General features: G+C 65.6%; 14 protein-coding genes. 7 read left to right on the plus strand and 7 right to left on the minus strand.

Features of this window, described 5'->3' with window-relative positions; translation table 11 throughout:
* Window positions 1-158: 158 nt before the first annotated feature.
* From JAO74_RS03365 to JAO74_RS03390, 6 genes are all read left to right on the plus strand, one after another.
* Entirely contained in the window at window positions 159-2282 is a 2124-nt protein-coding gene (locus JAO74_RS03365; protein ID WP_199035214.1) for an autotransporter assembly complex protein TamA, read from the plus strand.
* Window positions 2282-6520, plus strand: coding sequence for a translocation/assembly module TamB domain-containing protein (locus JAO74_RS03370; RefSeq protein ID WP_199034966.1), 4239 nt, complete (start codon window positions 2282-2284; stop codon window positions 6518-6520). Before JAO74_RS03365 ends, JAO74_RS03370 begins: the two co-directional genes overlap by 1 nt.
* A gap of 31 nt (window positions 6521-6551) precedes the next feature.
* Window positions 6552-8027 (plus strand): flavin-containing monooxygenase, encoded by a 1476-nt coding sequence (locus JAO74_RS03375; protein WP_233150579.1) that lies wholly within the window; start codon window positions 6552-6554, stop codon window positions 8025-8027.
* Between the two features lie 307 nt (window positions 8028-8334).
* Complete coding sequence (locus JAO74_RS18640) at window positions 8335-9669, plus strand: EAL domain-containing protein (protein WP_233150580.1); 1335 nt, start codon at window positions 8335-8337, stop codon at window positions 9667-9669.
* 125 nt (window positions 9670-9794) lie between these two features.
* Window positions 9795-12116 (plus strand): ATP-binding protein, encoded by a 2322-nt coding sequence (locus JAO74_RS03385; protein ID WP_233150581.1) that lies wholly within the window; start codon window positions 9795-9797, stop codon window positions 12114-12116.
* Between the two features lie 62 nt (window positions 12117-12178).
* On the plus strand, window positions 12179-12571 hold the full coding sequence (locus JAO74_RS03390; RefSeq protein WP_199034981.1) for a response regulator: 393 nt from the start codon (window positions 12179-12181) through the stop codon (window positions 12569-12571).
* A 65-nt stretch (window positions 12572-12636) separates the two neighbouring features.
* On the opposite strand, the gene JAO74_RS03395 is transcribed toward JAO74_RS03390, so the two are convergent.
* Window positions 12637-13869, minus strand: a complete 1233-nt coding sequence (locus tag JAO74_RS03395) for an NAD(P)/FAD-dependent oxidoreductase (protein WP_199034987.1) — start codon at window positions 13867-13869, stop codon at window positions 12637-12639.
* A gap of 341 nt (window positions 13870-14210) precedes the next feature.
* Here JAO74_RS03395 and JAO74_RS03400 point away from each other — a divergent pair, with 341 nt between their 5' ends.
* Window positions 14211-14945: a hypothetical protein gene (locus tag JAO74_RS03400; RefSeq protein ID WP_233150582.1), complete on the plus strand. Its 735-nt coding sequence runs from the start codon at window positions 14211-14213 to the stop codon at window positions 14943-14945.
* Window positions 14946-15011: 66 nt separating this feature from the next.
* Here the strand turns inward: JAO74_RS03400 and JAO74_RS03405 are convergent, their stop codons facing one another.
* Genes JAO74_RS03405 through JAO74_RS03430 form a run of 6 tightly spaced genes read right to left on the minus strand, consistent with a single transcriptional unit; the run spans window position 15012 to window position 21947 of the window.
* Window positions 15012-15896, minus strand: coding sequence for a glycosyltransferase family 2 protein (locus JAO74_RS03405; protein ID WP_199034989.1), 885 nt, complete (start codon window positions 15894-15896; stop codon window positions 15012-15014).
* Window positions 15893-16828, minus strand: coding sequence for a polysaccharide pyruvyl transferase family protein (locus JAO74_RS03410; RefSeq protein WP_233150583.1), 936 nt, complete (start codon window positions 16826-16828; stop codon window positions 15893-15895). The genes JAO74_RS03405 and JAO74_RS03410 overlap by 4 nt, the downstream gene beginning before the upstream one ends.
* A 5-nt stretch (window positions 16829-16833) precedes the next feature.
* The gene (locus tag JAO74_RS03415; RefSeq protein WP_199034999.1) at window positions 16834-17895 is read right to left on the minus strand and encodes a glycosyltransferase; all 1062 of its coding nucleotides are present in this window, start codon (window positions 17893-17895) and stop codon (window positions 16834-16836) included.
* Window positions 17892-18797 (minus strand): glycosyltransferase, encoded by a 906-nt coding sequence (locus JAO74_RS03420; protein WP_199035001.1) that lies wholly within the window; start codon window positions 18795-18797, stop codon window positions 17892-17894. The genes JAO74_RS03415 and JAO74_RS03420 overlap by 4 nt, the downstream gene beginning before the upstream one ends.
* A 4-nt stretch (window positions 18798-18801) precedes the next feature.
* Window positions 18802-19941 carry a glycosyltransferase gene (locus JAO74_RS03425; RefSeq protein WP_199035003.1) on the minus strand — a complete coding sequence of 380 codons (1140 nt, stop codon included), beginning with the start codon at window positions 19939-19941 and terminating at the stop codon, window positions 18802-18804.
* Window positions 19938-21947 carry an HAD family hydrolase gene (locus JAO74_RS03430; RefSeq protein WP_199035005.1) on the minus strand — a complete coding sequence of 670 codons (2010 nt, stop codon included), beginning with the start codon at window positions 21945-21947 and terminating at the stop codon, window positions 19938-19940. The genes JAO74_RS03425 and JAO74_RS03430 overlap by 4 nt, the downstream gene beginning before the upstream one ends.
* Window positions 21948-22407 lie beyond the last annotated feature (460 nt).

Here is a 22407-nt window from a genome sequence, read left to right on the forward strand (position 1 = left end):
CACGACAAAGTGCCGGAACGCGTTGAACCATACGGCCATTGGTGCGTTGCACGGGAAGTTAGGGTTATGATCCGGTACAGCGGACGCCCGGTGGCAAAGGGGCTTTGTTCAGCGTGATCGTACCGCACCGCCGGCATTACTGGTTGGCCGTCGCGCTGATGGCTGCTTCTCCCGCCGTCGGCCAGATCGCCCGGCCGGGCACCGCCCCTGCCAGAGGGCCGGACGCGCCGAAGGGCGATGCCGTACCCGATGCCGCGACGGCGTCCGACCCGCAGGGCAACCAGCCAATCGTGCCGGATGCTGAATTCAATGCCGCGCTGCCACCGCTGTCCGGTGATATCAACGCCCCCCTCGAACCGATGCAGCCCGACGCGAAACCGGGTGCCGCACCGCTGCCCGCCGCGCCGACCACCGAAGCGGTAGCGACCGGCGATACGCTGGCGCCGGTGGGTCCGGAGGACCCTGCGCTGGCCCAGCCGCTGACGCCGCTCGCCAGTTTCGACACGACCCCGCTGCAGGATGCGGTGATCGCCAATGCCGACAGTCCGCAGGTGCGGTACGATACCGAAGTGAAGGGGCTGGAGGCGCTCGACCTCGACGCTCAGTTCAAATCGCTGTCGGCGCTGAACGAGGGCAAGGGCAAGGCGGCCAATACCGCGCAGGTGTCGGCGCGGGCGCGCGAGGACGAGAGCCTGGCGGTCCGCCTGATGCGGTCGCTGGGTTACTACAACGCCACCGCCGTGTCGGTGGTCGAGACGGTGCCAGCCACGCCCGGCCGGTTGAAGGCGGTGCTGACCGCGTCGCCGGGGCGGCTGTATACGCTGTCGTCGGTGACGGTGCAGGCTGATCCGGTGCTGCCGGCCGATCTGATCCGCCGCAACCTGCCGCTGAAGGTGGGCGATCCGATCGAGGCGGCGCGGATTCAGGGAGCCGAGGCCAATGTCAGCCTGACGCTGCCGCAACAGGGATATCCCTTCGTCAAGGTGGGCGAGCGCGATATCCTGCTGGAGGATCAGTCGCCGACCGCGGTGGGGGCATACACCCTGCCGGTCGAGACCGGGCCGCGATCGTCGTTCGGCCGTATCACGACGACGGGCGATACGGTGTTCGGCGTCGATCACCTGAACATCTTCCCGCGCTTCGACGAGGGTCAGTTGTACGACTCGCGGCTGACCGACGACGTGCGCGATGCACTGGTCGCGACCAGCCTGTTCAACAGCGTCGCGGTGGAGCCGCAGCGGACCGGACGGATGAACCCCGATGGGACGGAAGCGATCGATCTGCTGGTGCGCCAGACCAAGGGACCGGCGCGCACGCTGGCGGCGACGGGCGGGTATTCGACCGGGCAGGGCACGCGGATCGAGGGAAGCTGGCAGCATCGCAACCTGTTCCCCGACGAAGGCGCGCTGATCGGGTCGATCGTGGCGGGTACGCAGGAACAGGGCGCATCGGGCACGTTCCGGCGATCGAACGCCGGCCGGCGCGATCGCACCTTCACGGTCATCGCATCGGCCAGCCACCAGAATTACGACGCGTACGAAGCGTTCATCGGCACGCTCGCCATGCGCTGGAGTTACGATTCGACGCCGATCTGGCAGAAACCGCTGACCTATTCCTATGGTGTCGAGCTGACCGGCACGAACGAAGACGTGTATGATTTCGATGCCGGCCGGCGGCGTCGCGGCACGTACGGGATCGCCGCGCTGCCGGGACAGGTGGTGTTCGACCGGTCCGACAGTCTGCTCAACCCGACCAAGGGTTTCCGCCTGAAACTGAACGTCAGCCCCGAAGCATCGGTGCGTGGTGCCGTGCGTCCCTATGTGCGGACGATGGTCGAGGGTACGGTCTATTATCCGATCAACGACAGTCTGGTGATCGCCGGGCGGGCGCGGGCGGGATCGATCCAGGGGATCGAACGCGACGATCTGGCCCCCTCGCGGCGCTATTATGGCGGTGGCGGCGGATCGGTGCGCGGTTATGGCTATCAGCGGCTGGGACCGCTTGATCCGGACGGCAACCCGGTGGGCGGTCGGTCGCTGAACGAATTCGCGGTCGAGGCGCGGTATCGCTTCGGCAATTTCGGGATCGTGCCGTTCATCGATGCCGGCAACAGTTACGACGCGAAGCTGCCGACCTTCTCCGCGTTGAAGTTCGGCGCGGGTATCGGCGGGCGGTTCTACACCAATTTCGGCCCGTTCCGCGTCGATGTCGCGACCCCGCTCAATCCACGACCCGGCGATGGCAAGGTCGCCCTGTACATCTCGATCGGGCAAGCATTCTGATGGCCGACGGCACCCTGTCCGACACCACGATCTCCGACACGCCGGGCGCCGCTTCGCCGCGTCCCGTGTGGCAGCGCATCCTGAAATGGGTCGGGCTGACGATCCTGGGACTGGTCGTATTGGTGCTGGTGGTGCTGTTCGGCATCAACACCGATCCCGGCCGCCGTTTCGTGGCGGACCAGATCGGTGGCTATACCACGGCGTCGGGCCTGACGATCAAGGTCGGGCGGATCGATGGCTCGCTCTATGGCCGGATGACGCTGTCGGACTTGCGGGTCAGCGACCCCCAAGGGGTGTTCCTCGACAGCCCCCGGCTGGATGTCGACTGGCGACCGTTCGCGTTCGTACGCAATCATGTCGACGTTCGTGCGCTGTCCGCCGATACGGTGACGCTGCGGCGGCGACCGGTGCTGAAGGCGACGCCGAGCGATCCCAACGCACCGTTGCTGCCCGATCTGGACATCGACGTGAACCGGATGCGGATCGGCCGCTTCGTGATGAGCGCGCCGGTGACGGGGCAGGCGCATGTCCTGTCGTTCGACGGCACCGTGCATATCGCCGATCGCCGCGCGCAATTGGTAGCCAATGCAGCGGCGCTGCGGGCGCCGGGCGTGGCGGGTGGCGATCGGCTCGCGCTGCGGCTGGATGCGGTGCCGGACCAGAACAAGCTCGACGTCAATGTGAAATTGCAGGCGCCGGCCGGCGGCGTCGTCGCGACGATGGGCGGGCTGAAGCAGCCGCTGGCGTTGTCCGTCGATGGACGCGGTAGCTGGGCGGCGTGGCAGGGACGTGCGGTCGCGCGGCTGGGCGGCGGTGAGCTGGCCAATCTGGGCCTGACGTCGCGGCAGGGGCATATCGAGGTGCGCGGCACGACCCGGCCGGGCCTGTATCTGGAAGGCCCGGTCGAACGGCTGACCGCGCCGCAATTGCAGGTGGCGATCGACACGACGTTGAACGAGCGGCGCGCGGACACGCGGATGACGCTGCGGTCCGATGCGCTGGCGGTGGATGCCGGCGGCCTGATCGATCTGGCCAACAGCCGCTTCGCCAACTTCGCGGTCGATGCGAAGCTGCTGACGCCGGGGGCGATCGCGCCGAACCTGAGTGGTCGCAATGTCAGTGCGCGGGTGGTGCTGGACGGTGCGTTCGCGACGCCGACGGTGGATTACAAGGTGACCGCGGCAGCGATCGGCTTTGGCGAGATGGGCGTACAGAACCTGTACGCCGAAGGTCTGGCGCGGGTGAATGCCGATCGTATTCTGGTGCCGATCAACGCGCGGGCGAAGCGCGTCACCGGGCTGAATGCGGCCGTGGGTGGTCTCGCCAACAACGTGTCGATCCAGGGCGACTTTGCGATCGCGATGCCCAATATCCTGTCGGACAATCTGCGCATCCGGTCCGACAATATCGATGCGACCGCGATCGTCGTCGCGAACGTGCAGACCGGACGGTACAGTGGTGCGCTGAAGGGCAGGGTCAATAATTACCGGGTCGATTCGATCGGCATCATCAACCTGACGACCGATGCCAAACTGGTGCCGGGACCCAATGGCGGGTTCGGCATCACCGGCCGTGTGGTCGCGCAGACCACGCAGTTGTTCAACGATGGCGCGCGCAATTTCCTGGGCGGCAACGCCGTGGTGCGCGCGGATATCGGGTACAGCCCCGAAGGCGTCGTGACGTTCAGTGGCCTGCGGATGAACGCGCCGCAATTCCGCGTGACGCGCGGCGAGGGTCGGTTCGATCCGCGCACGGGAGCCGTAGCGGTGAACGCCGATGCGTTCTCGACCCAATATGGTCCGCTGTCGGCGCGGGTGACAGGATCGGCGACGAACCCGGTGGTCGTGCTGCGCGCGCCCCGGCCGGGTGTGGGCGTCGGGCTGGTGGACCTGCAGGCGCGGGTCGTCGGTCGTGGCGGTGCCTATGCCGTGACCGCGAGCGGCGGCACCAATTACGGCCCGTTCACCGCCGATGTGCTGGTGCGGCCGGGCAATCAGCTGGCGGTCGATGTCCGCCGCGTGGTGTTCGCCGGGATCGTCGCGAACGGGCGGATCGTGCAGACCGCGGCGGGTCCGTTCGCGGGCGTGCTGGCGTTCAATGGGCAGGGGCTGACCGGCAATGTCCGGCTGGCCAATCAGGGCGGCAACCAGCGCGCCGATGTGGCGGCGCGCGCGTATAATGCGCGGGTGCCGGGGCAGGTCGATTTCACCATCGGCCGGGCGCTGGTCAACGCCAGCGTCGTGATGCTGCCGAACGCGCCGCAGGTCGTCGCGGACGTGCAACTGGCGGATACGCGCTATGGTCCCACCGTCATTCAGTCGGCGCGGGCGAAGGTTAATTATGTCGGCGGACGCGGCACCGCGCAGGCGTTGCTGACCGGATCGAACGGCGTGCCGTTCCGCGTTGCGATGAATGCGCGACTGGCGCCGAACGATTATCTGGTCGCGTTGCAGGGCATGGCGAACGGCATCAACTTCCGCACCGCCAATCCGGCGCGTATTCAGTCGGTGAAGGGCGCCTATCGTCTGTCGCCGACGCGGCTGGTGTTCGATCAGGGTTCGGCACGGCTGGCGGGTTCGTTCGGCAATGCCACGAACGTGCAGGTACGGCTCGACCGGCTCGACCTGTCGATCATCAGCGCCTTCGTGCCCAATCTGGGCATTTCGGGCCAGGCGACCGGCAGTCTCGATTATGCACAGACATCGAGCGCGGCGTTCCCGACGGCGGATGCCCGAGTGTCGGTGGCGCAGTTCCGGCGCACGGGGCTGGCCGCGATCTCCACCCCGGTCGACATCGTCTTCGCCGGCCGGCTGGTCGCCGATGGCGGCGAGGCACGCGCGCTGGTGAAGAGCGGACAGACGGTGGTGGGGCGGATGCTCGCGACGCTCCGGCCGCTGCCGCCGGGGGCGGGATCGTGGACGACGCGGCTGTTCTCGGCACCGCTGTCGGGCGGCATCCGGTATAACGGGCCATCGTCGCTGCTGTTCTCGTTCGCGGCGTTGCAGGGTCAGCAACTGACCGGCCCGATCGCGGTCGCGGCGGATTTCTCAGGCCAGGTGTCGGCACCGCGCCTGAATGGCCAGATCCGCGCTGACAATCTGACCTATGACAACGAGACGTTCGGTACGCGGCTGTCGCGGATGCAGCTGGCGGGGCGGTTTACCAACGACCGGCTGGAGATCACGCGTCTCGCCGCCCGTGCTGGCGACGGGACGGTGCAGGCGCAGGGGACGATCGGGCTGGCATCCGATGCCGGCTTCCCGATCGACCTGCGCGCGACGCTCGACAATGCCCGGCTCGCGGACAGCGACGCACTGGCGGCGACGAGCAGCGGCACGATTCACCTGACCAATGGGCCGAACGGCGGCCTGATCCAGGGCGAGCTGACGATCCCGAACGCGCGCTACCAGATCATCCGTCAGGGTGCAGCCGAAGTGCCCGAGCTGACCGGCATCCGTCGGCGCAGCGAGATGCGAACGCCGCGTCCGACGGATCGACCTGCTGCCGCGCCGCCGGTCGGCCTGTTCCGGCTCGACCTGCGCGTGCGGGCGGACAACCAGTTGTTCGTGTCGGGCATGGGGCTGGAATCCGAATGGGAGATGGACCTGCGCATCGGCGGTACGTCGACCGCGCCCGTCATCACCGGCGGGCTGGACCTGATCCGCGGCACCTATTCCTTCGCCGGCAAGCGCTTCGACGTCAGTCGCGGGACGATCCGCTTCCGGGGCGGGGCGCTGACCGATCCGGACATCAACATTCAGGCGACGACCACGACCGACGGCATCACCGCGACGATCAACGTCACGGGGACCGGCCAACGGCCGCAGATTAGCTTCACCTCGACCCCGACGCTGCCGCAGGACGAGGTGCTGAGCCGGTTGCTGTTCGGCACCAACCCGGAGAACCTGTCGGCGATGGAGGCGATCCAGCTGGCATCCGCGCTCAACTCGCTGCGAGGGTCGGGTGGCGGTGGTCTCAACCCGCTGGGCAAGCTGCGTTCGGCGACGGGATTCGACCGGTTGCGGGTGCTGGGGGCCGATGAAGCGTCGGGTCGCGGCACCAGTCTGGCGGCGGGCAAGTATCTGACCGACGACATCTATGTCGAGATCGTGACCGACGCGCGTGGCTTCACCGCCACGCAGCTGGAGATCGCGCTAAGCCGGACGCTCAGCCTGTTGACGGCGACCGGATCGTTCGGCGGATCAAGCGGCAGCCTGCGCTATTCGAAGAACTATTGAGACCGGCTTTACCTGACCGGGGCCGGCTGCCATGTTCGGTGGGATGGAGCGGAACGATACCGGTGCGGTGAAGCACGTCGATGTGCTGATCGTCGGCGCCGGTATCTCCGGGATCAGCGCGGCGTACCATCTCCAGACCCGCTGCCCCGATCGATCCTATATGATCGTCGAGGCGCGGGCGGCGATCGGCGGGACATGGGACCTGTTCCGATATCCGGGTGTCCGGTCCGATTCGGATATGTTCACGCTGGGGTTTTCGTTCAGGCCGTGGACCGGCGGCAAGACGATCGCCGATGGCGAATCGATTCGGACCTATGTCGAGGATACGGCACGCGCGTTCGGGATGGATCGGCATATTCATTTCGGCGTGCGCATCGACCGCGCGACATGGTCTTCGGCGGAGCGGCACTGGAAGGTCGAGGGCAACGGCCTCGCGGGGGCGTTCGCGATCACCTGTTCGTTCATCGATCTGTGTGCAGGCTATTACGACTATGCAGCGGGCCATGCGCCGGTGTTTGCGGGGGCGGACGAATTCGAGGGGGCGGTCGTTCATCCGCAGCACTGGCCGGCGGATCTGGATTACGCGGGCAAACGAATCGTCGTGATCGGGAGCGGCGCGACGGCGGTCACGCTGGTGCCCGCGCTCGCGGCCACGGCGGCGCATGTGACGATGCTGCAGCGATCGCCCAGCTATGTCGTCGCAATGCCGGCCGTGGATGCCGTGGCGACATGGTTGCGACGGTTCTTGCCGGCAGGGGCAGCCTATTCGGCCATCCGCGCCAAGAACATCCTGTCCTCGATCGTCCTGTTCGCGGCGGCACGACGATGGCCGGCGGTCGTGAAGCGGCAGATCACCGGGCAGGTCCAGCGTGCGCTGGGCGCGGATTACGATGTCAGCGCGCATTTCACGCCCACCTATGCGCCATGGGACCAGCGCGTCTGCCTGACCCCCGATGGCGATTTGTTCGCGTCGATCCGTAAGGGCGAGGCGTCCGTCGTGACGGACACGATCGATCGATTCACGGCGAGGGGCATCCTGCTGACATCGGGGCAGGAACTGGCCGCAGATATTGTCGTTACGGCGACCGGCCTGACGATCAAACTGGCTGGCGGCATCGCTTTTGCAATCGATGGCAAGGCAATAGGATTCGCGGGTAGATTGCAGTACAGGGGGATGATGTTCGACGGTATTCCGAACCTGATCAACACGTTCGGCTATACAAATGCCTCGTGGACATTGAAGGCCGACCTGACGGCATCTTACCTTTGTCGTCTGCTCAACATGATGCGGCGACGCGAATTGTTGGTGGCGGTGCCGATCAATGACGATGAGATGATGGCGCGGGCAGCATTCGTGCCGTTCTCATCAGGATATATTACGCGTGTATCGGCATCGTTGCCGGTTCAGGGGCAGAAAAAGCCGTGGCGGTTGAACCAGAATTATCTGCTGGATGTTATCGCGCTGCGAACTGGTTCGTTACGGAACCGAATGAGATTTACTACCTGATCCAAACTCAGGAACAAATTAAGTAATCCATTATGACCTATACAAATCGGCTCGGAACAGACCAATGCTGCCAGAGGAAGCAATGCTACCACCCCGAGCCGAAGTCAGCTTACCAAGGCTTGATATGTTCGCCGTAGATCAGCGCAAGAACGAACTTCAGCATGATGATACTCCCTCGTTTGCGCCACGTTGGACGCAAAGGCTTAGTAAAAGAAAATTAACCATGCCACAATCGCCTTAACGCATGTCAAAACGGTTTGACGCCTCTTTAAGGGAATATTTAACCCTTTCCCCTAGCGATTGGGGTATGGAACGTGGCGATGGCAACGGTTCCGGCCCGATGCCGGAGGGAGCGAACGTCTCACCCGGCGGCCAACGGGGCGCGGATGGGCGATCGGTGCAGCATGACCACTGGCGTTTCCTGATCGTGGCGCAGGTAGCGAATTTCGCTATCCTTCGCAGGCATTTGGGAATCGATCGCGCCAATCGTCTGGCGGAGGATATCGTCGTTCTCCTACAAGATCTTATCGTCGATTCGGCGGTCTCGATCATGGGTCGGGACCGGATCGACATCGCGTTTTCGGCCCCGAATCGCGAGGCGCTCGACATCGCGCTCCGCCGGATCGATGCGCGATTCGAGGGGGCGTTTATGGTCGACGGCGAACCTTATGCCGTCGAGATGCTGTTTGGTGCCTCAGTCTGTTCCATTGTGCAATGCGATGAAGTGCGCCTGATCGACGAAGCCGAGCACGCGCTGGCCGATGCGCGTGAGGCTCGCGAGCCGGTGATTCGCGGGATCGGCGAAGGCGAAGCGGTGCTCGATCGTGCCAGCCTGGCCCGCGATCTGCGCGCGGCGATCGGCAAGGGCGAACTGTTCCTGCAATATCAGCCCAAGGCGCATCTGCGCAGCCAGCGGATCGCGAGCGTAGAGGCACTGGTCCGGTGGCAGCATCCGGTGCGTGGTCTTGTCCTGCCCGGCGATTTTATCTCGTTGGCGGAAGAATCGCGCGACATCGTCGATCTGACCGTCTGGACGATCCAGCAAGTGGTGAAGGACCAACGCCTGTTGGCCGCCGATGGTCATGATATCACGGTGTTCATCAACATATCCGGCGGCCTGTTGTCGGATGCGCGTTTCGTTCGGCGGGCGTGCGCACTGGTGCAGAGCAGCGGTGTGAAGATCGGCTTCGAGATTACTGAAACCGCGGTGATCCGCGAGCCGGAAACGGCGATCGCGCATCTTCAGGCGTTCGCCGATATCGGTATCGTCATCGCGATCGACGATTACGGGGCTGGCCTGTCGTCGCTTGCCTATCTGAAGCAATTGCCGGCACGCGAATTGAAGATCGACAAGTTGTTCGTGACGCAACTGACCAGTTCCAATCGCGATCCGCTGATCGTCCGGTCGACCATCGATCTGGCCCATGCGCTGGAGATGGAGGTAGTAGCCGAAGGGGTAGAGACGGCCGCCGCTTTCGCGTTATTGTCGGTCATGGGCTGCGACGTCGTACAGGGTTATTTCATCAGCCGTCCGCTCGGGCTGCCGGCGTTGATCGAGTTTCTGGAACGCGATCATAGCGACGGGTTCGACCGGCATCGCGCCAGTCTCCCCAATCTGGCTGCGGCCTTCAGGCGAGCGTAACGGTGATGCGGGTCTGGTGGCGCGCCTCTTTGCTATCGATCGCGATTATCCCCGGCATCGCCGCCGCCGAACCGTCTCTTAAAGATGGGTTCGACGCTCGGATCGCGCATGCACGCGAATTGATGATGGTCGATCCCAAGGCCGCCAGCGATGCCGCCCAGAGCGCACGTGGGGCAGCCGACCGGATCATGGATACCCGTGAACGGACGATCGCAATCGCGACGACGCAGTGGCTTCAGGCCGAGGCCGCGTTCCGGGTCGGCGATATGGCAAAGGCCCGGACACTGATCGATACCGCGGCGGCGCAGTCGTTGGCGATAGACGCCAGATCGAAGCTGTCGGGTGACATCCTGTTGACGCGCGGCAGCGTCCGGGGGGCGCTGGCGCAGGTCGCGGAAGCATTGTCGGACTACCAGCGGGCGTTCCAGATTTTCGAACAGATCAAGAATCCGCGTAGTCAGGCAATCACGCTGATGCTGATCGCGGCGCTCTACAATGATGGACGCGACAACAACGCCGCGTTGAAATATCTGGAGCAGGCCACCGAGATATATCGCGGCGATCCAGGGCTTCTTATTTCCCTGCACAACAGTCGTGGGACGATCCTCCAGGATCTCGGTCGCTATGACGAGGCGGAAGGCCAGTTCAGGCTCGCGGCCCATTATGCCGAGCAGATGGGCAGCCCCACGCTGGAGGCGCAGGTGCTGCGGAACATCGCCCGCAATCGGCTGAAGGCCGGCCAGATCGGACCGGCCGAGCAGGCGGTGCGGCGGAGTCTGGCGTTGGCATCGGGCAGCGAACTGGCAAGCGCGCGGCCGCAGTTGCTCGCTCTTGCCGCGCAGGCGGCGCTCCAACGTAATCATCTGGCGCAAGCGGCCGAACTGATCGAGCGCAGTTTCGCCAATGTCGATCTGAATGACACCACGATCGTATGGCGGGAGGCGCATGCGACCGCCTATCAGGTGTTTTCGCGGTTGAACCGGGACGATCTGGCGCTCGCGCATCTGGCCGCCCTGAAACGGCTGGACGACGAGGCGACGAAACTCGCCACCACGACCAGCACGGCGTTGATGGCGGCGCGGTTCAACTTCGCCAATCAGGAACTGCGGATCGCCACGTTGAAGGCGGACGAACTTCGCCGCTCGGTCGCATTCGAACAGGCGCGGGCGCGGACGGAGCGGCTGGTCTTTCTGGGCATTGCCGGCGCGACGGCGGTGGTCATCGCGATGCTGGCCTTTGGCCTCTTCACCCTGCGCCGCAGCCGGAACAAGGTGCGCGCGGCCAATGACGATCTGGCGCACACCAACGCGGCCCTCGGCAAGGCATTGGCGGCGAAGACGGAGTTCCTGGCGACCACCAGCCATGAAATCAGAACGCCGCTGAACGGTATCCTAGGCATGACGCAGGTGATGCTGGCGGATGCGGCACTGGCGGCGCCGGTGCGGGAGCGGGTGTCGGTGGTCCACGGCGCCGGTCTGACCATGCGCGCGCTGGTCGACGATATCCTCGACGTGGCCAAGATGGAGACGGGCAACCTGACGATCGAACAGGCGCCTTTCAACCTCCGCGACACGGTCAGCGATGCGTCGCGCATGTGGGAGGCGCAGGCGCAGACCAAGGGACTGGCGTTCGATGTGGTGCTCGACGACTGTCCCGGCGCGGTGCTGGGCGATGCGGCGCGGGTGCGGCAGATCGTATTCAACCTGCTGGCCAACGCGCTGAAGTTCACGGCGGCCGGTCGCGTGTCGCTGACCGTCAGGGCGGATGCGGTGCGACAGGCGGCGATCATCACCGTGACCGATACGGGCATCGGTATTTCGCCCGACAAGCAGGCGGCGATCTTCGAACTGTTCCGCCAGGCGGATGCCGGCACGACACGGCAATATGGCGGCACCGGGCTGGGGCTGGCGATCTGCCGCAATCTGGCGCGCGCGATGGGCGGCGATGTCGCGGTCGAGAGCGTGCCGGGCGAGGGGGCCAGCTTCATCGTCACGCTGCCCCTGATCGAAGCGGCCGTCGAGGAAGCGGCGGCGCCAGCCGTTTCGCCATTGGCCAAATCGGCACTGCTGGTGCTGGACCGGAACCCGATCGCGCGCAGCATGTGGCGATCGCTGCTGGAACGGCATGCGGGCAGGCTGGTCTTTGCCGGCACCGCGGGCGAAGCGGTGGAATTGGTCCGGGGCGGATCGATCGCCGGTGTCCTGCTGGACGACGGCACGATAAGAAACGAGGCCGCACCGGAGGAGGCGCTGGCCGAGATCGTCGCCGCGGCCACGGATATCGGGATCGAGACGACGTTGCTGTGGCCCGCGGCCGTCGATGTTCCATCGGTGCCCGTGACGCGGATCGTGACCAGACCGGTGGTGGGAGCCACGCTGGTATCCGCCTTGTTTTCGGCCAGAGGCGACGAGCCGAGCGATACGTCGCTTGTGTCGCACGCGGCATAGGGCTTAAATGCTGCCATGAGGTACAGGTTTCCGCGACGTCCACCGGGCGTGGCGACAGTCCCATGAACGTTCTCTTCATCGAGGACGACCGCATGAACAGGCGGGTCGTGCGCGACATGCTTGGCGTGGCGGGCGCGGCTATGGCTGAAGCCGAAAGTGCCGAAGAGGGCCTGACCCGGATCGACGAGGGGGATTATCAGGTCATCCTGATCGACCTGCGCATGCCCGGCATGGATGGCATCACCGCGATCGGCCATATCCGGTCGCGTGGTGACGACAAGGGCAGGGTGCCGATCATCGTCGTGACGGCGGACACCGCGCTCGATCTGCGCGCCCGCTGTCTGGCGGCGGGGGCGGACGACGTGATTTTCAAACCGGTGGCGATGGACGATCTGTTCGAGGCGATGGGCAAGGTGCTGGCCAAGGGCGCCGAAGATGGCGGCGTGATCGCCTGACGTCCTGATCGGTGGTCGTCCTGATCGGTGGTCGGCCTGATCGGTGGTCGGCCCGCCGATCGACGTTACCCCGGAACGATATCCTTCAGCGCGACGTCCGCGTCGGCGAGCAGCGCCGGATCGATCGTGGCGCGCTCGACCACCAGTTTGCGACCCTGGACATAATCCTTCATCCGCCCGACGCTATCGATCGCAATGACGTGGCCGTCGCGCAGGTAGACGATCGAGAAGCTGCGGCTGGCCGGATCGCCGCGCGTCACCGCGGTGTCGAAGCCGGTCGACAGGCCGACGGTCTGGAGCTTCAGATCATACTGGCTCGACCAGAACCACGGGACCGCGTCATACGGTCTGGCATCGGCGCCGACGATCGCCCGTGCCGCGACGTTCGCCTGATCGTTGGCGTTCTGCACCGATTCGAGCCGTATCCAGTTGCCACTCGCGAACCCGTTGGCGTGGAGCGCGCAGTCGCCGATCGCGAAGACATCGGGCAGGCTGGTGCGGCACAGCGCGTCGACCTCGACACCGTTGCCGCCCACCGCGCCGGCGGCGAGTAGCGGCTCGACTGCGGGAATGATGCCGATCCCCACGATCACCATGTCGGCGGGCAGTACGTCGCCATCCGCAAGCGCAACGCCCGTGACCTTCCCGCCATCACCGACGAGGCTCTGGACGCCGACGCCCAACCGTACCTCGACACCATGCGCTCTGTGCTCGGCCTCGAAGAAGCGTGACAGCGCCTCGCCGGCGACCCGCGCCAGCACCCGGTCGAGCGCTTCGAGAATGGTGACATGCTTGCCGAACTTCGACAGCGCCGATGCCGCCTCCAGCCCGACATAGCCGCCGCCGATCACGACGACACGGTCGGTGGTGGCGAGTTCGGCCTCCAGCCGATCGACATCCTGCCGGGTGCGGATGCCGTGGACGCCCGCGAGATCGGCGCCGCCACACGACAGCCGTCGCGGTGCACCGCCGGCCGCCCAGACGAGCGTGCCATAGCCCAGCGTCGCGCCGTCCTGCGTCGTCACGGTCTTCGCCGCCGGATCGACGGCGATGACGCGCCGGTTCATCAGGATCGCGATGCCGCGTTCCTCCCAAAAGGTGGGCTGCCGGATCAGGATACGCTCGAACGGCTTGTCTCTGGCGAGATACTCCTTCGACAGGGGCGGCCGTTCGTAGGGATAATCGTTCTCCTCGGTCACCATCGTGACCGAGCCGGTGAAGCCGAGCTGGCGCAGCATCATCGCGCACTGCGCCCCGGCATGGCCCGCACCGACGATCAGGACATCGTGAAGGGGCATAAGCGAATCCTCGATCATCAGGCAGCAGACATGGAACAGGCCACGCGGCGGATAACGCCGGGTGTCCGGTTCACTGCATATCCGCGTCCGATACGAAGTTCGACCGTCGGTGTGACTGTTTGGCGAAATCTCCTCGGTGGGTCAGACCTCGGGAAACGCGGCAGCGCCGCAGCGTCGCTCATGAGGATATGCATGACACGGCAGAGATTAAAAAAACCGCAACACGCGGTGAATGTCCGCACTTGGGTCGATGCACCTTGATGCCGTGATGAGTGATGGACCCAGTCGGCAAAGAACGTCATCCTGTCTCAATGAACCGCGATACCGGTCGACGAGAGCCAATGATCCACCGTGCGCGCACCGTCGCGGCCGGCTTTGCTGACGTCGGCCTCACCCATGCCGAGGAACTGCTTCGCCGCATGTCGCCTGAAGGGCGCGAGCAGGCACGCCGCGAGCGCGAGGCGAAAGCACGACGGCAACGGCGACTGATGGTCCGGCTGGTCGTGGCGGCGGTCGCTTCGCTGCTCATCTGGGCGCTGCTCGCCGGCATGGCCACGGCCGGCGTGGCGCTTGCCATCGCATCGGCGCTGATGCTGCTGTTGACGACGTTGGTCTTCACACGCGCCGACCCCCGTGCACCGGGGCGGGAGGCCTTGACCCAGGCTGCACTTCCTTGCCTGGCCGAGGAAGCCGTCGTCTGGATCGCCGCGCAACGTCGCGGTCTGCCGCCACCCGCGCTCCAGCTCATCGACGCGATGAGCCGCCGGCTCGACGAGTTGGTGCCGCGGCTGGGCCGGCTCGATCCGCGCAGTCCCGAAGCGGCGTCCATCCGTAAGCTGGTCGCGGTAGAGTTGCCCGATCTCGTCGAGGGCTGGCGCGCCGTACCGATCTCGATGCGGCGTGTGTCACACGCCGATGGTCGTACGCCGGACGATCATCTGATCAACGGCCTTCAGCTGATCGGATCAGAACTTGCCAAGGCAGGCGAGAAACTTGAGCGCAGCACCTTCGACGAGATCGCGGTGCAGGGGCGGTACCTCGAACTCAAATACAGCGAGGACGATCGGCTGCCGTGACGTGAAGATCGTTTGCACTGGCAAGCAACAGCTAGAAAAATCCGTCAGGGAAGTATAGAAACCATGTCATGAAGGTTTCAGATAAGAGAAAAATCCTTTGAATTTGAAGCGCAGTACGAAGAGATAAAAATGTCGTATGCCGGAAAATGATGTTACAGGCTTGTTTTGGCCGGGGACCAAATTCCGGATATCATGGTAGATGGCTTTCATGACACGACAGTCTCTCATAAAATGCTTGGCATAGAGCGCGCCGTCTCCGTAACTGTACCCGGCGAGTAGTCGAACGACTTCGTTGGGGCACCTTCGTCCATGGTGATGGCTGACGGTGAAGCGGGGGTCGTAACGGACCGGAATACCATCCCCTAGCGCGCGGAACAGGAAGTCGGTGTCCTCCGCCGCCACGAAACGCGCGCCCGCGCCGAACCGCTCGTCGAAGGGGCCGACACGCGCGATCGCATCGGCGGTCATGGCGAGGTTCGCGCCCATCACGAACCCGCCGGGAAAACCGTCCGCCGGGGCGATCATCGGGTGATCTTCCAGCTTCACCGTTACGGGCAGGTCGGCAGGGTCGCCCAGCAGGATGCGCCCGCCGATGATCGCCGGTCCCGTCACCTCGGCGAAACAGGTCGCGAGGTGGCGGAAGTAATCGGTGTCCAGCACGCAATCGTCGTCGGTCATCGCGACGATCCGGCCCCCCGTTTGCGCCAGTCCGGTGTTGCGCGCGCGGGCTAGGCCGGGGCGGGGTTCGTGGAGCAGGCGGACGGCGAAAGACCGGCCCGCGAGCCATGCCGCCAGTCGGTCGTCGGTGTCGTCGGTGGAGCCGTTGTCGACGATCACGACCTCGATCGCCAGATCCGGCGCGGCGTGGATCGCACGGTCGATCGAGCCGAGCGTCGCGGCGAGTTTTGCGGCGCGGTCTCGGGTACAGAGCAGCAGGCTGATGTCGGTCATGCGGAGGGACAAAGCTGCGCAATCGCTTCGCCGGCCGACGCGGCGGTGCGAACGCCGTCGCAGTCCCTCGTCCAGCAGGCGATATACGCGGAAATCTTGCCGTAATCATTGTCGAGCGCAACATGCGGGATGCCGAGCAACGTCGCGAGGATATGCGCATGCAGCCGGTCGGTGACAATCCTGCGCCCACGCGATAACAGGCGCAGACCACGTTCCACCCGCGCGGTCGCGGCAAGATCATGTGCTTGTGCCGTCGTGGTGTCGGCGGCGTCGGGCAGCGTGTCGTCGTCCAGCCAGTCAAGGATGACGCCACCGGTCATATCGGCCAGCGCCGATCGATCCTCCGCGCGGCGTTCGTCGTCGGTGCGCATCAGCATCAGCACATCGCAATCGGCGGGCGCGGGGCGAGACTGTGGCCCGAGTGCGAACGCGCTGTCCGGCGCGAGATCGATCGCGCAGGCCAGATGCCGGGCGGCGATATCGAGGCTCTGCCGGTCGCGGACATAGAGGTGGAAATCGGGATGATCCGCGACGACGCCCGCGAACGACGCGATCCGGGCGGTATCGCGAAAATGGATCGACTGCGGCAGTTGCACGACCGGCCGGTCGCGGATGGTGCGCAGCATGTCTTCGCGGAACGCCTGATGATGCACCCAGATATCGCCGAGATTGCCTCCGCCGTGCAGGAACAGCACGCCGTCCGGACAGGCGCGCCGGAACGCCGCCTCGTCGAAATCCGCCCAGGTCGAGACATAGTCCGGCGCTCGCCCCGTCACCGCGCGCAACATCCGGGTTTCGCCCAGCCAGATCGCGCTGTCGCCGACATTGGCATGGTCGGGGAAATCGACCAGCGCGTATGACTGCCCCGGCGCGACATGGCGGCGATAGAGCATGTCGAGCGCGGTTCGTTGCGCCGTGATCGCGTCTGCCATGCCGGTCATGCGGGAACGGGCTGGACTTGGGCGTACAGCGCTTCGCATGCATCCAGCCAGCGGTCGCGCGTGAACAGGCGTTCGACGCGGCGGCGGGGGACGTTGCGCGGGATCGCCATCGCCTCGCCTATCGCGTCGGCCAGTGCGACGCTGTCGTTGGCGGGGGCGAAGCGGCCGCCCTCGCCGATCACCTCGCGCGCGGCACCCATGTCCAGTGCGGCGACGGGCAAGCCGCACGCCATCGCCTCGATCGCGACGAGGCCGAACGGTTCGTCCCAGCACGGCGTGAAGAGGAACACCGACGCGCGGCCCATCTCGGCCGCCAGCGCCGCGCCGTTCAGATGCCCGCCATACCGGATGTCGCCGCCCAGCAGCGGCGCGACCTGCGCGTCCCAGTAATCGGGGTCCTCGATCTGGCCGAACAGCGTCAGCGGCACGCCGGCGATGCGCGCGGCCTCGACCGCCAGATGCGTACCCTTGTTGGGGGTGATCCGGCCGCACCACACCGCGCTGCCGTCACCGTTCGCGACGAAGGGCCACGCGGCCGGATCGATGCCGTTGTGCAGTACCGATGCCCGACGCGGTGCGCCGTCCGGCCACCATGCCGCCATCTGCCGCTGCGACGTGACGGTCAGATGATGGCCCGGCGTCGCGCTTTCCTTCACGAACCAGTGGAGCGCGTCATAGGGCGGGACGTGCAGCGAGGTGACGGTCGGGACCACCGCCGTGCGGCGCGGCTCTATCGCGAAGCGGTGCAGGCTGTTGTTATGGACCACGTCGAATCCACCGGCCGCGATCCGGTCGCACGCGGCCGCATAGCCGGCGTCGAGATGCGCGATCAGCGGTGCCGATCCGCGATGCTCCGCCCAAGGGAAGGTGCGTTCATAATGCTCGGCCACGACGGGATCGATGGCGAAGCGCGGATCGCTGTCGCCGGCCGCGAACAGCACCACGTCATGCCCGCGCGTCATCAGGCCGTCCGCCAGATGCCAGCTATGCGATTCCATGCCGCCCATGAACGGTTGCGCGATCCGCTGGCGGACATGCGCCAGCAGCGCGATCCTCACGCCGCCACTCTGGCTTCGAGGATGCGGATGACGCTGGCGGTGTTGGCATAGGGCTGATGGCTCTGCTGACCGGTCAACGCGAGGTCTTCGGCATCGGGGCGGCGCAGGATGCGGATCGGGCGGCCCGGCGCCTGATCCACTAGTCCCATCAGCGCAAAAGCGTGCAGCCAGTGGCCCATGGTGCGATAGCCCCATTTACTCTCGAACAGTTCGGCATTGCGCACCACGCTGTCGAGGTGGTGGACGGGCGGCATGTGGTGCGGATGATATTGGTGATAGGCAAGACCGCCCTTGATCCACGCGATCGGAATGCCCGCCTGATCGATCGTCTTGCCGTAATCGGTATCCTCGCCGCCATAACCGACATAGCGTTCGTCGAACCCGCCGCTGGCGAGGAAGGTCGCGCGGCGCATGGCGAAATTGAGCGACCAGAAGCAGCGGTAATCGGCGCAGATCTGGATGCCGTCGGCGGGTGGTCCCTGCCGGTCGGAATGGCGCACGGCCACGTCGGCAAAGGCGTCGTACGACCAGTCGTGCTGCGTAGCGCCGCCCGGCAGGTACATGACCTCGCCCATCAACAGGCCGTCGAGTTCGTCCAGCCGGCGCGCGTAATCGGCGATCAGCGTGGGCGTTGGGATACAATCCATGTCGAGGAAGACGATCGCGTCGCCAGTCGTCGCGCGAGCGGCCGCGTTGCGCGCGGCGGCGAGCGCCAGTTCAGGCGCGGCCATCATCATCTGGCGCACCGGGAACGGCGCGTCGGGCAGGGCATAGGGCTCGTCCTGCATCACCGCGACGATCAGCTCGACGGGCAATTGCGTCTGGCGACCGAGGCCAAGGACCAGATTGTACAGATGGTCCGGGCGACCCCCGGCCAGCGTGACGACGGAAACGGCATTCATGGGGTCAGGCTCCGGTAAGGTCGGGTGAGGGGACGATTGCCGGCGCGGGCGTCCACAGGCGTGTCGCCAGCGCCTCCAGCCATGCTGCGACATCGTCGGCGGGCGTGTCGGCGATCATCGCGCGCTGCGCGTCGGGACGATGCGTCGCGAGCGTTTCGGTCAGGGCGTGGTGCCATGCGTCGGCCGATGAGGGCAGATGCGGGCGCACGCAGGCGACGCCGGCGGCCGCCAGCGCATCGGCCTTGCGATGCTGTTCGTCGAAATAGCGCCATTCGGGAATCGCCAGCCATGGTTTTGCTGCCGCCAGTATCTGCTGGCAGGTGGTGTTGCCGGTCGATGCTATGACCAGGTCGGCGGCCGCGACATGGTCGGCTGCATTGTCCACCCAGCCGCGATGTTCGATGTTCGCCGGCTCGGTCGCGTGCCAATCACGCTGGACCGGGCCGATGGTGATCCACCGCGCGCCCGGCCGCGCCCGCGCCCCGACGCCGAGGGGGGCCTGACCGAAGCCGTCGCCACCCCCGCCGGACAGGACGAGGATCATCTCCTCCCGCGCGCCGACACCGATGCGCTGGCGGGCGAGTTCGCGTTCCGGCACACGGGTATCGACGCCCAGGCCACCGGCGAAACAGGTCTTCGCCAGCATCGCCGCATCCCATTCCGGTTGGGCGAGACCGGCATGGAACGCGGCTAGCAGGCCGGCCGCGCCGTCATAGGCGGCACGGTGGCCCTGATCGCCCCGGTCGCCATGCTGCAACACCTTCACATGTGGCACGCTGCATATCCGGGCGAGCTGCGCGATCTCGGCGGAGACGTCGCAGATCATCAGGGCGGGGTTCGCGGTGTCGAACCAGCCCGTGATCGTCGCCATCGCGCGGCGGATGCCCGGCCAGCCGAGCGGCGCGCAGTGGAGCGTCGCGGGCGTCGCGATATCGTCCATCGTCGTCGCCTCGCCCCCCATCGGTTCGAACAGCGAGGGGATACGGACGACCTCGACATGCGCGGGCAGGGCCGGGAAGATATCGTCGCGCGCGCAGAAGATCGTCAGCGGGCGCGTCGCCGGCAATGCGTTGGCGATGGCGGCGCAGCGTTCGGCATGGCCGCGCCCCTGATGATGGACGAAATAGCCGAAGGGCCGCGTCATGCCGCAACCGCCACACGGTGCGTCAGGCCGAGCAGGTCCAGCCCCTCCATCACACCCGCCGCGTGCCGCGACCGGACCCGATGCAGCCCGGCGCGCGGGATCAGCATCGCCAGTTCGTCGCCGGCGTTGGCGACGACGATCGCATGGCCGCACGCCTCCAGCATATCGGCGTCGTTGCCGCTGTCGCCGGCCGCGACGCACCGGTTCAGCGACAGGCCGTGGCGCGCGGCATAGGCGGCGATGGCGGCCGCCTTGCCCCCCATCGGCGCGATCACGTCGATCAGATGGCCGTGCGAGAAGATTACGCGCGCGTTCAGCTTTGCCGTCGCCAGCGTCGTGCGGATGCGCGCGGCATCGGTCGAGGTGCCAAAGAAACTGAGCTTGTGCGGGCCGTCCGTCTCCGGCGGTTGCCGTTCTATACCCAGCGGCGCGAGCGTGCGGGCGACGGCCGCGCGGTCCCAGTCATGGTCGAGCGCCGCGGCATAGGCCGGGCAGGCATGCCAGCGTCCGACGTCGTCCACGATTATCATCCGCGTGCCGACATCGACGATATACGCATCGGGATCGGGCAGCCGCCATTGCCGCAGCACCGCGCGCGCCGCGTCGAACGAACGGCCGGTCGCGATGACGAAGGGCAACGCACTGCCCGCGCGCCATTCCGCGAACGCGCGCGCGCCGGTCGCGCAGCCGGTCAGCGTGTTGTCGATATCGCAGGCCAGCAACGCCGGCCGGATATCGCCGATCGAGGCGTAGACCGCGACGCTGGCGGTCGCGTAACGCGTCCAGTCATACGCGCCGACCTGCGCGGTCGCCGCATCGCTCAACCGTGCATGCAGCGCGGTATCGCCGACGATCGCCAGACAGGCGCGCGCGATCGCATCCTCGTCTCGCGGATCGACCAGCAGGCCGTGGCCGATCGTCTCGACGATCTCGCGCGGGCCGCCATTCATGGTCGCGACGACCGGCACGCCCATCGCGGCCGCCTCGATCAGGGTCAGGCCGAACGGTTCGTGCAGCGCCGGATTGACGAACACGCCGCCCTTCGCCGCCAGCGCATAGAGCGCGGACACATCGTCGGCGTCATGCGCGGGCGGCAGGGCGACGCGGCCCCGCACGGCCGGGTCCGCGCAGAGCTCCCGCATCTCTGCCAGCACGCCCTGCTCCTCCGGCGAACAAGGGCGGTTGTGCTGGCCGGCGAGAATGACGAGGTTCGCCCGCTCGCGCAGTGTCGGTGACGACGCGAACGCACGGATCAGCGCGGCGAGGTTCTTCTTCCACACCGGTCGCGCGATGGCGAGGATGACGGGCTTTTCCGGGCGGTCCAACCATTCGCCCAGCCGGTCCGCCAGCGTCGTTGCGCCATGCGGTACGGGGCGTTGCGGCACGCCGGGGGGCAGGCAATGGATGCGGCCGTCGATCGCCACGCCATATGCGCGAAGCTGGCGGTCGGCCTCGTCGCGGGTGGACACGATGATGCCATCCGCCGCGGTGATGGCGGCACGTTCCGCATTGATGCGCGACTCCATGCCCTCGCCGGCGCACCCCTGTGCACGCTTGTCGATGCCGAGCGCATGGGGGGTGTAGACGAATGGTATGCCGAAACGACGCTGCGCCTCCATGGCGACCGCTGCTGCGTCAGCGAAATGTGCGTGGATCACGTCCGGATGTCGCGGCAGGCGGCGGATATGATCGCAAAACGCGGCGGTAAACGCGACCAGATCAGCGGCAAGCGCCTCCTTCTCCAGGTATCGCTTATCGTCTGTCGCGATACGATCGATCGTGACGCCATCGGCCAGACATTCGCTTACCCAAGAATGCCGTGGCGACAGATTGTCATCGTTGAACAACCGCGTGACGATCGACACGCGATCCACCGAGGCCGTCCGGGCCTGGGCTAGTGCAGCATCCAGGACATAAGCGATATGGCCGCCCGTGTCGGCGGTGATTCCGAAATTTATCGGTGGCGCGTGGACACAGCCCCCAAGCGCAAGATGCAAGATGAACACCTGGTCCCCACCATTGTTGACATCATGCAACGCTTATCTCGCTGAGGCGATCCCCTTCGGACTAATTCTGGGCGTTAACATAGGTTCGTATAATCCTCTTATTCGGATCAACTCGCTCATAAAATTGATTTGAATCAATAACGATATATTGACCTATCACGTTCTTTGTTCAGATAATTTGTATCGGCGGTCAATAAGAGGCCAATGCCAATCATTATTCTCAAAATAACAACAGTACCAAATAGAGACTATCTGGATCGCCTATGGCAATATATTGCCATTTCAAGATTGTCCGAAATGATGAGTGGGTAAATTGTCTCAACCAAGTCGGCCGGATATAGTGGCAATGGCGTACCGGGTCATCAATCTGCACTTGGTGGCTGGCACCGATAAGTTCGCAGAACGTCAGTGATACTGGCGTCGAGTAATTGACATTGTCTGACTGTCTGGACGCCAAGCC

This window comes from Sphingomonas mollis (assembly GCF_016427505.1).
GTDB classification, from domain to species: Bacteria; Pseudomonadota; Alphaproteobacteria; order Sphingomonadales; family Sphingomonadaceae; genus Sphingomonas; species Sphingomonas mollis.